We start from the raw sequence: 13847 nt of genomic DNA, 5'->3' as shown, positions 1-13847 counted from the left end.
AGGCTTATAAAAAGATCGTTTGCTTAATTATACCTAAATAAAAATTTAAGTGTCAACAAGGCTACTTGCTCTTCTTCTCCACATTGAAGATAATTTCCCCATCTCCAGACATGAATAAGTCTCTTCTGGCAAGCTCTGTGACGTAATCTTCATCTTTCAATTTGGATATTTCTTCTTTTAAATCTATTTGTTTTGTCTTTACATTTTTCAGCTCTTTTTCAAGCTTTTCTTTCTTTTCTTCTTTTGCGCTAAGGGAAGATGTTTGGGACCATACAGAGCTTGCGAGCACAATTGCCGTCAGGAATACTAGAGCGCCGAATACGGTCAACCGTCTGTACAGCCCTTTTCGTCTTCTTTTCTTCAGCTGATTCTGCCGCTCTACTTGTTCTTTATAGTCGTTTTGTATTTCAGTTATCGTTCGTTCTCTGGAAAAATTCAAACTAGACGGTCCTCCTTTCATCTCTTCAAAAAACGTGTAATGGTCGTTCTTATGGTTACCAATACTTTCTTCTTCTTTTTGAGAAATCCTGCACCTTTTTCAAAATAACGTCTGAATATTAGACGCAATCTCACAGGAAGAAGTTTCAGACACTGTTTTACGATAAACAGAATTGGAAAACACAGAATCTTGGCTATTTTATATAGACACAACAGGAGAAAAACGATTAGGCGGTTTGTTTTCTTTAATACAAATAACGTCAGCCACATGATCACTCCGCATGTCCACACAATAGGACGAAATAACACGTGCTGAATGAGTTTTTTAAAGAATTGATAAACAGAAACAGCAAGGTAAATGACGAATTTAAGTATTTTTATATAGATTCGTTTGCAAAGACTCTGATACGTCGCAACGCCCAGCAGAACTGCCAAAAAGATATACAGCCTAAATTCTCCCTCATTTACATGAAGCAAGACATAAAAGAAAAGCAGCCCCTGCACAATCCAGAAAAGAATATCATGAATGAATAATAGCCATCTGGCTGTCTTGGCACGAATGACAAAGAGCCGGTATGTATCCAGCGATGCCCCAAGCCAGAGGCCCATACCGGACATCGCCAGCATTGTATAGAATTGTGTCGTCAGCGTCATTTAAACAACTTGCTAAAAAACCCTTTAGCTTTATCCCCTTGTTGTTCGTCTAAGTACACTAAATCAAATACCCTGCCTTTAATAGAAACATGCCCTTTTTCTACATCTAGATTTTTCATCTGAAGATTTTGGCCTCTGACTGAGAGCATTCCCATCACCGTTTCGAGCAGGAATTCTTCATTATCAAAGCTCTCCACATGCTTCACTCCAGAAATATCTAAATGCTTCCGGCCTTTCATTGTCACATCATGCTGTTCCGGAACAGACGAAGAACCTTTTTGATCATAGTTTGAATTCATCTATTCAGCCCCCATATCCTCGATACTTTTAGCATTATTACTGCATTGTATGAGGCGGGGGATTTTTTTAGAACAAGCCTATTCGCCGAGTTTCTCTTCTTTTAGGATTGTATACATATTTGCTGCTTCTTCTTTTTTTGTCGTGTCTTTCAACTCATTTACTTGAACCGTTACAAGCTTTTGGCCGAAACGGACCGTTAATTCATCACCCGGTTTTACGTCAGAGCTTGCTTTTGCCTGGTTACCGTTAATAGCGATGCGTCCCTGATCAGCTACTTCTTTTGCTAGTGTACGTCTCTTAATCAGCCGTGATACTTTCAAAAATTTATCTAATCTCATATTGATGATCTCCTCTCAGTTTCTTTTGCTTCATTCCACAGGTTGTCCATGTCCTCAAGAGACATATCAGCCAGCTCGATTCCCTTTTCCTTCGCTGTTTCCTCAATGTATGAGAAGCGCCTCCGGAATTTGTCATTGGTCATGGTCAGCGCTTCCTCAGGTTCTATTTTATAGAAGCGGGCCACATTAACCAATGCGAACAAAATGTCGCCAAACTCAGCCTTGAGATTGTGTCCATGAGGATCTTCAGAAATCTCAGATGAAAACTCCTTCATTTCCTCGCTTACCTTTTCCCAAATATCGCTGACGTCTTCCCAATCAAAACCAACCTTTGCGGCTTTTTTCTGCAGTTTAGCAGCTTTTGAAAGAGCTGGGAGGGTTTTCGGCACGCTGTCTAACAAGGATGCTTCGGATGTGTTTTTTTCGGTCTTTTTTATATCTTCCCAATTCGTCAAAACATCGTTTTCATCCTGAACCTTAACATCTTTAAACACATGGGGATGTCTTCGGACCATTTTTTCACTGATTCCTTTTATGACATCATCGATTGTGAAATAACCTTCATCTTCACCGATTTGCGCGTGAAGCAAGACCTGAAGCAAAACGTCACCAAGCTCTTCGATCACATGATCTGTGTCTTCTTCGTCAATTGCTTCGAGAAGTTCGTAACATTCTTCAATCATGTATTGTTTTAATGATTGATGTGTCTGCTTTTTATCCCACGGACATCCATTAGGCCCGCGAAGCTCTCTAATGATGCTTCGGAACGCGGAAAATTCGTGATAAAGCAGCTTCTCTTCTTTAATCGGCGGAATATACACACTTGTTAAGTTATTCAAGGCGACATTGCGGTCCAGCTCAAATAAAGGCACTGTCCGGATGTCCTCGTCACGGCTTCCGGCCGCAGTTACAATCACAACTTCATACTCATCAGGCAGCTTCTCCATCAACGTCAGCTTGACTTCAGAGGCGGTCATTTGGTCGTAAACCTGACAAATGATCAGATGATGTCTGAGCTCAAGCTCATCCACGGTCAAAGTGCCGGCATCCACAAATTGAAAACCTTCTATCGGATCGATTTGCAAGGCATTAAATGTGGCATCAAGAAAGCTTTGGCCTCCCACAACTTTTACGTGAATGTTTTTCTCTTTCTGCCGCTCCGTCAGCAGCTGTACTGTTTTTTCCGCGACAAAAGGGTGTCCCGGCACAGCATAAACCACGTCCTCATGCTGCGCCTCTTCAAAGAGAATCTCAGCAATTTCTTCATATACGGCGTCAAACTGGTCATGCTTTTCATATATATCGTCAAAGAAACGGATAGCCTTCGTCTCTTTCTCAAGCTCTTGAATTAAAGGATGATCCTTTGTTCTGACGTACAACATATCTGCTTTTGTCAGCAGCTTGTGTATACCGATTGTCAACTGGTCCATGTCTCCGGCACCAAGTCCCACGACTGTAATATTACCCGCCATTTTTTTCTCCCCTTCTCATGATTTTGCTTAATTTGCTGCCAAATGGCACACTGTCCAGCTCCTCGTCTGTAAATATCTCCAATTTTATCACACAATAAATAAACACAGCACCGCCAATGGCGACTGCGGAAAGACTTTCAATCGCAGCCGCTCCTCTTCCTGTTTCAGGAAACAAGAAAGTCCAGAGACGCATATACGCAAACAAGACAGCTGACATTAAAAGAGAAGATCCAATAATTGGAGCCAAAATGACACTCAGCTTATCGAGCCAATTCTTTTTCCAAAGCCGATAAAAGTTAAGCCCGGCGACAGCCGCAAAAGAAGCAGCTGTTGCAAGCGATGCACCTTCAATTCCATAGCGCGGAACCAAAAGAGTATTTAACACCCATTTCATCACAACACCGGCGCCTACCGCTATCGCAGGAAAAATGGTGTATCCCGCGCCCTGCAAAACTGCAGCTGCTGTAACTGCCAAGGATACAAACAAAATGGAGCAGCTGAATACTTGTAAAGCAGCTGTCCCTTCGCCATTTTGGAACAGCATGATATTGACCGGCTCAAGAATGCAAATCAACCCAGTCGACGCCCCCGCCCCTAATACAAGGCATAGTTTTAAAGAAGATGTGACTTTTTCTTTCATGATCTTCAGCTCATTATTTTTTACGGCCTTAGAAATATACGGAACGAGTGACGTCGCAATGCTTACCGCGAAAACTGAACCGAGCTGCAGCAAGGGCTGTCCTCGATCATAAATCCCCTTTAGGCGTTTCGCTTCTTCGCTTGCCTCACCGTCTGAAAGCAAAGCATATAAATTCAAAGCATCAACAAGCTGCATAAACAAAAGCAGCAAACTGCTTACACAAATGGTAACCGAATAGAGAAGCAGTTTTTTCATCAATTCTTTTATTGTAATGACATTTTCATTTTTCCAGTCTGTTTGATTGCCTCTTTTCACTTTGAACCAAAAAAACCCGAGTATCATCAACGCAGCGAAGCCCCCGGCAAGAGACCCAGAAGCGGCTGCAGCACCTGCAGTATAAAGTGAGGCTCCCTTTTTGACGAGCCAAAGCGATAAGCCCAAGAGGACTGCAACACGCAGAAGCTGCTCTGTCATCTGTGATAAGGCTGACGGGAGCATATTTTGCCGCCCTTGAAAACCGCCTCTAAGCAACGCGATAAACGGGAACAGCAGAAATGCAAACGCAGTCACTTGAATTAACACAGAGAGGTGAGAATCCCCCATAAAAAGTGCGATTGGAGCAGCACCCACGTATAAAGAAAGAAATAAAAAAACACCGATCAAAGATAAGAACAACGCTGATATTTTTAATATGGTATGATGGCTTTTTTCACTATAATCATTCATCAGTTTTGAAATAATGACCGGAAATCCCGATGTGGACAGCATGACGGCAATACCTAGAAAGGGATACACCTGCTGATATATATAAAATCCAACATCGCCAACAATGTTTTGAAACGGGACCCTGTAAACGGCGCTTAATATTTTAGAGATGATGCCTGCCAGGATTAAAACAAAAGCCCCCTGCCAAGCCCAATGCCGTTTAACGCCTATTGAATCATCCATCCAAGAGCTCCTTCCGAACGCTAGAGGCAATACAGTTCGTATTACCGCGGCACAAATAAAAACGAGGTTATTATACCACATCCCAGCCCTTGGATTCCTTTTTGGGCATGCATGAAAAAAGAACAGCATCCCAAGGAGAGCTGTTCTTTTTCGCACCTATTTTCAATAAAAGAAATAAGACCTATTGTTCCATTTGACGAGCCAAAAATCCAGCTGCTGTCTCAACGGCTTTATGCTCTACTTCGCCCATTGTCTGATCCTTAGAAAAAATCACCACAGCGCCTATCGGATCGCCATTCGCCACAATCGGCCCTACAGTATAAGAATTCATGTCCTCATCTATGCCATTCACAAGCTGTACTGATTTCACATCACTCTCAAGCGCGGAGCTGCGTTGATCCATTGTTTTTTCAAGCATTTCGCTGATCGGCTTGTTTAAGTAGTCTTTTTTCGAACTGCCAGATACGGCGATATATACATCACGATCACAAATCAGAACGGAATGACCGAGACTGTCGTAAAGCGCGTCTGCATACTCCTTTGCAAAGTCTCCAAGCTCACTGATCGGAGAGTACTTTTTCAAAATCACTTCTCCGTCACGATCCACAAAAATCTCAAGCGGATCGCCTTCCCTGATTCTAAGAGTTCTGCGAATTTCTTTAGGAATTACGACCCGACCTAAGTCATCAATACGACGTACGATACCGGTTGCTTTCATCTCTGGTGCCTCTCTTTCATTTGATGGTATATACATGTAGGAAAGACCTAAAGCAGTTACTTTATGTACCTTCCGCCTCGCTTGAAATTAGTATCCGTCACATCAAATGTAATATACACCAGAGAGTAACAAAAATTAGGTTGATGAAATGGTTTGCTTTTTCACATCTTTTAAGCCCTTCAGCATGCCCAGCACGGTGTCGAGCCATTCATCAGCACTGCGGCCTTTCGTCTGTATGGAAATTTTGAGCTTTTTCCCTTCCATTCCCAGTCCGATTTGTCTGCCGTATTTATTGCCAAGCTCAAATAGCTTTTGGCCGTCAATTTCTGCACTTGCTTCTTCAGAAATTGTTAATCTGACCGCATCTTTATCCTGTTTAATCAGCTCAACACGCTCATGTTTCGCATAAACTTTCATTTCAGCAACAATAAATAAGTACTCAACTTCTTTTGGATAGTTTCCAAATCGGTCAATCATTTCGTCTTGAAGTTCATTCTTTTCTTCGATTGTAGCCACAGACCTGAAGCGTTTATACATATCAATTTTCTGTTTGCCGTCTTGAATATAGGTTTCAGGAATATACGCATCAAGCTCGACATCAATTTCTGTTTCAAACTGGACTGTCGTCGCTGTATCTCCTTTACGCTCTTCAATGGCCTCCTTCAGCATTTGTGAATAGAGGTCAAACCCGACCGAATCGATGAAGCCGTGTTGCTGGGCGCCAAGAAGATTCCCAGCCCCGCGAATCGTTAAGTCGCGCATTGCGATTTTAAACCCGGAACCAAGCTCTGTGAACTCTTTAATAGCCTGCAGCCTTTTTTCAGCCACTTCTGTCAGCACTTTATCCCGGCGATACGAAAAGTATGCATACGCTACACGGTTAGAACGGCCGACACGCCCCCGAAGCTGGTAAAGCTGTGATAGACCCATCTTGTCGGCGTCAAATACAATCAGCGTATTGACGTTCGGAATGTCTACGCCTGTTTCAATAATGGTTGTACTGACGAGAACGTCTGATTCTCCTTCAAGGAAATTCAGCATGACGGATTCTAATTCATTTTCTGTCATTTTCCCGTGCGCATACGCTACCTTCGCGTCAGGGACAAGCATTGAGATCTCATCCGCTTTTCTCTCGATATCCTCTACCCGGTTGTACAAGAAATAGACCTGTCCTCCGCGTGCAAGCTCACGTTCAATCGCCTCCCTGACAAGGGCGCCGTTGTATTCCACCACATACGTCTGTACGGGGAAGCGATTTTCCGGCGGAGTCTCGATAACTGAAAGATCCCTTACGCCAAGCATGGACATGTGCAGCGTACGCGGAATAGGTGTTGCTGTTAATGTTAATACATCAACATTGGCTTTGATTTGCTTGATCTTTTCTTTATGAGTGACACCAAAACGCTGCTCTTCATCAATGATAAGAAGTCCTAAGTCTTTATATACGACATCTTTTGATAGCAGCCTGTGCGTTCCGATGACGATATCAACAGTGCCGTTTTTCAACCCTTTGATCGTTTCGTTCGCTTCTTTTCTCGTTCTGAATCTGCTAAGAAGTCCGATATTAATCGGATAGTCTTGAAAGCGTTCGGTAATGGTTTCATAGTGCTGCTGTGCCAAAATAGTTGTCGGTACGAGCAGCGCTACCTGCTTTCCGTCACCGATCGCCTTAAATGCGGCACGTATGGCAACCTCTGTTTTCCCATAGCCTACATCTCCGCACAGTAAGCGGTCCATCGGTCGTTCTCTTTCCATGTCCTTTTTGATTTCGTGAATGGAACGGAGCTGATCCTCAGTCTCTTGATACGGGAACGCCGACTCGAATTCACGCTGCATCTCATGGTCAGGAGAAAACGCATAGCCCTTGCTTGCTTCCCTTTCGGCATACAGCTTAATCAAATCATCAGCAATATCCTGAACGGATGTTTCTACTTTTTTCTTGACCCGCTTCCATTCGCTTCCGCCTAATTTATACAGCTTCGGCTCTTTTCCTTCGGAGCCGACATATTTTTGCACCTGATCAATTTGTTCTACAGGGACGTACAGCTTGTCGCTTCCCTGATAATGAATATTTAAATAGTCTTTATGGATTCCATTGATTTCAAGAGTTTCGATCCCTAAGTACTTCCCGATCCCGTGATTAATATGAACGACATAATCACCGATTTGAAGCTCGGAATAGCTCTTAATACGCTCTGCATTCGTAAGCTTCTGTTTTCGAGGCTTCTTTTTCACACGATTTTTGAACAACTCTTCTTCCGTAATAACGGCGATCTTCATTAACGGAAGCTCGAATCCCGATTGAAGTTCACCTTCCATGATGTAGACCTGTCCTTGCACAAGCGCTTTTTTGCTGTCTGTCATGGCGGCTTCAATTTCATAATCAGCCAGAACTGAAGACAGTCTCTGCGTGCGTTCCTTATTTGCTCCTAAGAATACAACGGTGAAGTTGGATTTTTTAAAACGCTCTATTTCACCTGCAAGTACATTCATTTGGCCATGGAAACTTTGCATTTGTCTGCTTGATACATTAACGATATTTTGCGGGCTCGTATGGTGTACATGCCGCAAAAATAAAGAATAGTACAGCAGAGGACGTTTTTGTTCAACCACTATTTTTTGGAAGCTGAATGACAAACTGATGTCATGCAAAATCTTCCCTTCCTCAAGAAGGTTTGTTATGAACTCCGCTTCTTCTTTTTGAAGCTGTTCTTCCATCTCATGAATTCGGCTCACTTCGTCCAAAATCAGAAGTGTATCCTCAGGTGTATAATCTAGTAAACTAGCAGGTTTTTCATAGAAATAGGAGAGGTACTTCACCAGCTCCTGATCTGTTTGACCTTCAGACAAGCGTTCTTTATCGTGAGAAATATTCGCATGCAGAATTTCTTTTTGCTTATCAGCCTTTAATTTCTTCAGGCTTGCGGCAAGACCTTTGTCGATTTTCTCCATCGCCCGCGCTTTTTCTTCAGGTCTGATAATTAATTCTTTTGCAGGACCGATATTAATCGATGTAAGTGTCTCAATTGACCGCTGATCATCTGAGTTAAAGCTGCGGATTGAATCCACTTCAGTATCAAAAAGCTCAATTCTCACCGGATGCTCTGAAGTCAGCGGATAAACGTCAATGATTCCTCCGCGAATGCTGAATTCCCCGGGTGATGAAACCATATCAGTCCGCTCATAGCCTACCTCTACCAGCCGTGATGCAAGCTGGTCAGGTTCGATGTCATGGCCTACTTGAATGGACATTTGGCTGTTTTTCCAGATCGCTACGGGCGGCAGCATTCTTCTGATTGCCGCTACTGGAGCAACAACAATTGGTGCTTCTCCATTCGTTAATCTATTAATGACATCTAATCGCTGCGCCCTCAACTCCGGGCTTGCGACTGCGATTTCTGATGAAATGAGTTCATTGACGGGGTACAAAAGGACAGACCGATCCTCAAGAAGTGAAGTCAGGTCATCCGTTACTTTTTGGGCTTGATATAAGTTATGGGTGATGAGAAAGATTGGCTTATTCGTTTCATTAGCCAGGGCAGAAGTAAAAACAGAACGTGCAGAACCCGACAGACCCGCAAGCAGCTGTTCCTTCAGTCCCTCGTGTAAACCATTGATGATGGATTTAAAGTCATCACTTTCTTTTATAAAGGTTTGAATGTTGTCCATACGGCCCCCTCCTCTCTGTTTCCTGTAAGAACAGAAAAACGCTTTGGTCTAGTCTCTACACCAAAGCTTTTTATTGAATAAATGTGTGATGTTCGTGGTAATGCGGATTTCGGTCAAGCGCCTCTTGGCAATCTTCACATATCGTCGAAACATGGACATCTCCATTTTCTTTATAAGAAATCATATCGTTTCTTTCCTCGTTTGTTAAGTGCTGAAATCCAAGTGAACCAGTCGATACCGCAGAAGATTCGAGACTGCCTACTTTCACTCCGCAATGACGACAATAATAATGTAAAGCCATACAAGGGACCTCCTGATGAAAAAGTCTTTTGGTGTAGTATGGACTTTGTTGATTCATTTTATACCTTCGCGTTAAATTCGTTCATGACTTCTAAAAACGGCTTGCTCAGAGAAGCTTCACAAGCTTTCACAGATTTATCGATCGCTCCGCTAATGTCTGGCGCTTCCTCCTTGGTGAATGAACCCAGTACATAATCAACGACCTTCATGCCGTTTACAGGCCGGCCGATTCCGATGCGGATGCGGTCAAACTCGGATGTTCCAAGATGCTGAATCAGCGATTTGATGCCATTATGCCCTCCAGCGCTTCCTTTCGTTCTTAAACGGATCTTTCCAGTCGGAAGATCAAGATCGTCGTAAATGACGGTTAAATCTTCGTTATCGATATCATAATAGTCCATTAAAGGCCGCAAACATTCTCCTGATAAATTCATATATGTAAGCGGTTTAACTAGTAGAACCTTTTTGCCGGAAACAAATCCGGTTCCGTATAATCCGTTAAATTTATTTTGGTTCAGCTCAATATTCCATTCCTTTGCAAGCTGATCTATCACCATAAACCCGACATTATGCCGTGTATTTTCATAGTTCTTCCCCGGGTTTCCGAGACCGGCGATCACAAGCATGGCGAATCCTCCCTTAGTTACAATAACTCCCGCCTGCGTATGCGGGCTATAATTCTTCTCATTCTAGCACAAAAGACGTAACCGCGGGAGGGTTACGTCTTAAGCTATTATCGTTCTTTGTTTTAACCTTCAGGCTGAGCATCGGCAGATTCTTCTTCATCCACCTCAGCTTCTTTCTGCTGCTGCGGAGGAAGGATAGAAGCTACGACCTCATCTGACTCATGATTAAAGGAGTAGTCACCGCCAGCAGGCAAATCCGCAATCGTCAGCACTTCATTTACATCAAGGTTTGATATATCTGCCTCAATCGTTTGCGGAATGGCTTTTGGCTTAGCCTTTACAGTAAGTTCATACAGCGGCTGCTGCAATACGCCTCCGTTTTTCACTCCTATGGCTTCTCCGGTCAGATGAATCGGAACTTCCGCTTCAATGTCTTCGCTCATATTGACTACTTGAAAGTCAGCATGAGTGATTTCATTTTTCAGCGGATCCGTTTGCAGGTCCGTTACCATGACAGAATGCTGCTCCCCGCCAATATCAAGCGTGAGGACTGTATTTTTCCCTTCGTCTCTCAGCGTTTTGATCAGCTCCACACTGTCTAATGATACAGGTTTATTTTCCGTGTCTTTCCCATAAATGATACCTGGAACATGTCCTGAAGTACGGATATTCCGAAGAGACGAACGAGTAAAGTCCGTTCTTTCTTTTGCCGTTAAAGTTGCCATATTCAGCACCATCCTATTATCGTTTTATCGTCCTATTACAAACAATACCCATAACGATAAGGATTTAAACCTCAAAAATCGATTTAGCTGAACAAATAGCTGACTGATTGCTGCTCATGAACGCGAATAATCGCTTCAGCCAAAAGCGGTCCGACAGAAAGCTGCTTGAACCGATCAATTTTCTTTTCTTCAGGAAGCTTGATGCTGTTTGTCACAACAAGCTCTTTAATTTTAGAATTATTAATACGATCAACTGCTGGTCCTGAAAGCACAGGATGTGTACAGCATGCATATACTTCTTTCGCTCCATTTTCAACTAGCGCATTAGCAGCAAGAGTAATGGTGCCTGCAGTATCGATAATGTCATCGATAAGGATAGCGGTCTTCCCTTCAATATTACCTACAATATTCATGACTTCCGCCACGTTTGGACGCGGACGGCGTTTGTCGATAATGGCAATCGGTGCTTTTAGTCGGTCAGCCAATTTGCGGGCGCGTGTTACACCGCCGTGGTCTGGCGAAACAATGACGATATCTTCAAGGTTTTTGCCTTCAAAATATTCTCCTAAAATCGGAACACCCATTAAATGGTCAATCGGTATATCAAAGAATCCTTGAATTTGAGGCGCATGCAGATCAAGCGCAATCACACGAGTTGCACCGGCTGTTTCAAGCAGGTTAGCGAAGAGCTTTGCTGTAATCGGCTCACGGGATCTTGCTTTTCTGTCTTGCCGCGCATAACCGTAATAAGGAATCACAATGTTAATCGTTTTTGCAGAAGCGCGTTTTAACGCATCTACCATAATCAGCAGCTCCATAATATGCTCGTTAACAGGATCACTTGTAGACTGGATGATATAACAGTCACATCCGCGAATACTTTCTTCGATATTAATTTGGACTTCCCCGTCACTAAACCTTGTGACTGAACATTTCCCTAATTGAACTCCAACTATATCTGCGATTTCTTTTGCAAGCTCTGGATTCGAATTCAAAGAAAAAATCTTTAAATTCTTATCTCCGTATTGATTAGACATGGATAAACCTCCGAATTTAGGATTATTTTTTATGAATGTTTTTCACATAATCGTCTTTATTTACTTGTCTCGCTCTGGCAATAGCAAGCGCTTTTCCAGGTACATCTTCTGTAACAGTTGAACCTGCAGCTACATAAGCGCCTTCTCCGACTGTGACAGGCGCAACCAAGTTGGAATTGCAGCCGATAAACGCACCGTCTTCAATTTTCGTCAAATATTTATTCTTTCCATCATAATTGACAGTTATTGAACCGCAGCCCAGGTTTACATCTGTACCTACCTCAGCATCACCGACATAGCTTAAATGAGAAGCCTTGCTTCGGTCTCCGAATTGAGTCTTTTTGATTTCAACAAAATTTCCGATCTTCACTTCATTCCCGATGACAGAATCAGGTCTGATGTGAGCAAAAGGTCCTATGTTTACATCATTCCCCACTTCACTGTGATTGACTACCGATTGTTTAATAACCGTACGGCTGCCAATGGAACTATTCATAATCTCTGTATGAGGGCCGATAATCGTATCTTCTCCGATTTGCACCTCACCTTTCAACACAGTTCCAGGATAAATCACAGTATCGCTTCCGATAACAGCGTCAGGAGATATATATGTGTTCATCGGATCAATCAGCGTTACGCCATTTTGCATATGCCGTTTATTAATACGCTCCTTCATAAATCGTTCTGCCTGAGAAAGAGCAACTCTATCATTAACTCCGAGCGTTTCTTGGAAATTACCAGTCTGGTAAGCGGCAACAGTTTCGCCTTCGTTTTTAAGTATTTCTATGACATCCGGCAAATAATACTCGCCCTGCACATTATCATTGGACACCTGATCAATAGCCCGGAACAGCGCTTCGTTGTCAAAACAATACGTGCCGGTATTAATTTCAGTTACAAGACGTTCTTCTTCCGAGGCGTCCTTATGCTCAACGATTTTTTGAACCGCTCCGTTACCGCCGCGAATAATACGGCCGTATCCGGTTGGATCTTCTGCAACCGCAGTTAAAATCGTAGCTTTCGCTTCTCTCTGTGTATGTTCTTTCAGCATCTGTTCCATTGTCTCTGCTGTTAAAAGCGGCGTATCTCCGCAAATGACGATTGTGACACCTTTTTCGTCAGCAAGAAATGGCTGTGCTTGTTTTACAGCATGAGCAGTGCCAAGCTGTTCAGCTTGAAGCGCGTACTCACTTTTATCACCAAGTTGCTTTTTCACTTCTTCCGCACCATGTCCGACAATCGTGACAAGCTTTGATAAAGTTAACTTTAAGGCTTCGTCTACGACGTGCTCTACCATAGGCTTACCGCAAACTGGATGAAGGACTTTATAAAGCTTTGATTTCATTCTCGTTCCTTGTCCAGCTGCTAAAACAACTGCAAACCGCTTATCCATTTATTGGCCTCCAATATCCCTTTTATCCATAGAAAAATATATCCTAAATATCTTCTGATTTCAAGGAGACTTGATCAAGTGCAAGAATTTTCTATTGAGTACAATTAAGTTTGAAAAATCAGAATTAAAAAAGGACTGCCGGCAAAAGGCTTGTGTCAGCCCTTCCAGCAGTCCTTGCTCTTTGGTTATTTTTTAAGAAGCCCCAGCTTCTTCAAATTCTAATGCTTCAGTGTCACCCAAACGATGATACTCATTTAACACGGCATCTTGAATCTTTCCTCGTGTGCTTGAATTAATCGGATGAGCAATATCGCGGAACTCTCCATCAGGGGTGCGCTTACTCGGCATCGCAACGAAAAGACCATTGTTTCCATCAATCACACGAATATCATGAACAACAAATTCGTGATCCAGCGTGATGGATGCAATCGCTCTCATGCGACCATCGGTATTCACGCGGCGTAATCTTACGTCAGTAACTTCCACAGTAGTTCACCACCTTTTCCCTATATAAAAGCATTAGTGTATCAATTCCACGATTTTCTCTGGAATCCTGCTCGTTTTCAAAATATTTTTTGAAAAAATAGGA

General features: G+C 42.8%; 14 protein-coding genes. All 14 read right to left on the bottom strand.

The window, feature by feature from the left end:
• Positions 1-61 precede the first annotated feature (61 nt).
• Positions 62-439 (bottom strand): cell division protein DivIC, encoded by a 378-nt coding sequence (gene divIC / locus BTW01_RS12595; protein ID WP_162103311.1) that lies wholly within the window; start codon positions 437-439, stop codon positions 62-64.
• A 17-nt stretch (positions 440-456) separates the two neighbouring features.
• The gene (gene yabQ / locus BTW01_RS12590; protein WP_162103310.1) at positions 457-1092 is read right to left on the bottom strand and encodes a spore cortex biosynthesis protein YabQ; all 636 of its coding nucleotides are present in this window, start codon (positions 1090-1092) and stop codon (positions 457-459) included.
• Entirely contained in the window at positions 1089-1391 is a 303-nt protein-coding gene (gene yabP / locus BTW01_RS12585; RefSeq protein WP_162103309.1) for a sporulation protein YabP, read from the bottom strand. Before yabP ends, yabQ begins: the two co-directional genes overlap by 4 nt.
• A 78-nt stretch (positions 1392-1469) precedes the next feature.
• Positions 1470-1730: an RNA-binding S4 domain-containing protein gene (locus BTW01_RS12580; RefSeq protein ID WP_003218370.1), complete on the bottom strand. Its 261-nt coding sequence runs from the start codon at positions 1728-1730 to the stop codon at positions 1470-1472.
• The gene (gene mazG / locus BTW01_RS12575) at positions 1727-3202 is read right to left on the bottom strand and encodes a nucleoside triphosphate pyrophosphohydrolase (RefSeq protein ID WP_162103308.1); all 1476 of its coding nucleotides are present in this window, start codon (positions 3200-3202) and stop codon (positions 1727-1729) included. Before mazG ends, BTW01_RS12580 begins: the two co-directional genes overlap by 4 nt.
• Positions 3192-4790, bottom strand: coding sequence for a putative polysaccharide biosynthesis protein (locus tag BTW01_RS12570; protein WP_162103307.1), 1599 nt, complete (start codon positions 4788-4790; stop codon positions 3192-3194). Before BTW01_RS12570 ends, mazG begins: the two co-directional genes overlap by 11 nt.
• A 181-nt stretch (positions 4791-4971) precedes the next feature.
• Entirely contained in the window at positions 4972-5508 is a 537-nt protein-coding gene (spoVT, locus tag BTW01_RS12565; protein ID WP_162103306.1) for a stage V sporulation protein T, read from the bottom strand.
• Between the two features lie 135 nt (positions 5509-5643).
• Positions 5644-9177: a transcription-repair coupling factor gene (gene mfd, locus BTW01_RS12560; protein ID WP_162103305.1), complete on the bottom strand. Its 3534-nt coding sequence runs from the start codon at positions 9175-9177 to the stop codon at positions 5644-5646.
• A 70-nt stretch (positions 9178-9247) separates the two neighbouring features.
• The gene (fin, locus tag BTW01_RS12555) at positions 9248-9478 is read right to left on the bottom strand and encodes an anti-sigma-F factor Fin (RefSeq protein ID WP_162103304.1); all 231 of its coding nucleotides are present in this window, start codon (positions 9476-9478) and stop codon (positions 9248-9250) included.
• Between the two features lie 58 nt (positions 9479-9536).
• Complete coding sequence (gene pth / locus BTW01_RS12550; protein WP_162103303.1) at positions 9537-10103, bottom strand: aminoacyl-tRNA hydrolase; 567 nt, start codon at positions 10101-10103, stop codon at positions 9537-9539.
• Between the two features lie 122 nt (positions 10104-10225).
• Entirely contained in the window at positions 10226-10828 is a 603-nt protein-coding gene (locus tag BTW01_RS12545; RefSeq protein WP_162103302.1) for a 50S ribosomal protein L25/general stress protein Ctc, read from the bottom strand.
• Between the two features lie 83 nt (positions 10829-10911).
• Positions 10912-11865 (bottom strand): ribose-phosphate diphosphokinase, encoded by a 954-nt coding sequence (locus BTW01_RS12540; protein WP_162103301.1) that lies wholly within the window; start codon positions 11863-11865, stop codon positions 10912-10914.
• A 22-nt stretch (positions 11866-11887) separates the two neighbouring features.
• Positions 11888-13258 (bottom strand): bifunctional UDP-N-acetylglucosamine diphosphorylase/glucosamine-1-phosphate N-acetyltransferase GlmU, encoded by a 1371-nt coding sequence (glmU, locus tag BTW01_RS12535; RefSeq protein WP_162103300.1) that lies wholly within the window; start codon positions 13256-13258, stop codon positions 11888-11890.
• 192 nt (positions 13259-13450) lie between these two features.
• Positions 13451-13744 carry a septation regulator SpoVG gene (gene spoVG, locus BTW01_RS12530; protein WP_003218346.1) on the bottom strand — a complete coding sequence of 98 codons (294 nt, stop codon included), beginning with the start codon at positions 13742-13744 and terminating at the stop codon, positions 13451-13453.
• Positions 13745-13847: the final 103 nt, after the last annotated feature.

Source organism: Bacillus sp. SKDU12 (assembly GCF_010093085.1).
In the GTDB taxonomy this organism is placed as follows: Bacteria; Bacillota; Bacilli; order Bacillales; family Bacillaceae; genus Bacillus; species Bacillus mexicanus.
Note: the sequence above shows the minus strand (reverse complement) of the source record. Positions and strands in the feature narration are given on the sequence as shown.

Coding starts and splice junctions, on each gene's coding strand:
- yabQ (WP_162103310.1), bottom strand. CDS start 1,092: ATGACGCTGACGACACAATTCTATACAATGCTGGCGATGTCCGGTATG.
- yabP (WP_162103309.1), bottom strand. CDS start 1,391: ATGAATTCAAACTATGATCAAAAAGGTTCTTCGTCTGTTCCGGAACAG.
- BTW01_RS12580 (WP_003218370.1), bottom strand. CDS start 1,730: ATGAGATTAGATAAATTTTTGAAAGTATCACGGCTGATTAAGAGACGT.
- mazG (WP_162103308.1), bottom strand. CDS start 3,202: ATGGCGGGTAATATTACAGTCGTGGGACTTGGTGCCGGAGACATGGAC.
- BTW01_RS12570 (WP_162103307.1), bottom strand. CDS start 4,790: ATGGATGATTCAATAGGCGTTAAACGGCATTGGGCTTGGCAGGGGGCT.
- spoVT (WP_162103306.1), bottom strand. CDS start 5,508: ATGAAAGCAACCGGTATCGTACGTCGTATTGATGACTTAGGTCGGGTC.
- mfd (WP_162103305.1), bottom strand. CDS start 9,177: ATGGACAACATTCAAACCTTTATAAAAGAAAGTGATGACTTTAAATCC.
- fin (WP_162103304.1), bottom strand. CDS start 9,478: ATGGCTTTACATTATTATTGTCGTCATTGCGGAGTGAAAGTAGGCAGT.
- pth (WP_162103303.1), bottom strand. CDS start 10,103: ATGCTTGTGATCGCCGGTCTCGGAAACCCGGGGAAGAACTATGAAAAT.
- BTW01_RS12545 (WP_162103302.1), bottom strand. CDS start 10,828: ATGGCAACTTTAACGGCAAAAGAAAGAACGGACTTTACTCGTTCGTCT.
- BTW01_RS12540 (WP_162103301.1), bottom strand. CDS start 11,865: ATGTCTAATCAATACGGAGATAAGAATTTAAAGATTTTTTCTTTGAAT.
- glmU (WP_162103300.1), bottom strand. CDS start 13,258: ATGGATAAGCGGTTTGCAGTTGTTTTAGCAGCTGGACAAGGAACGAGA.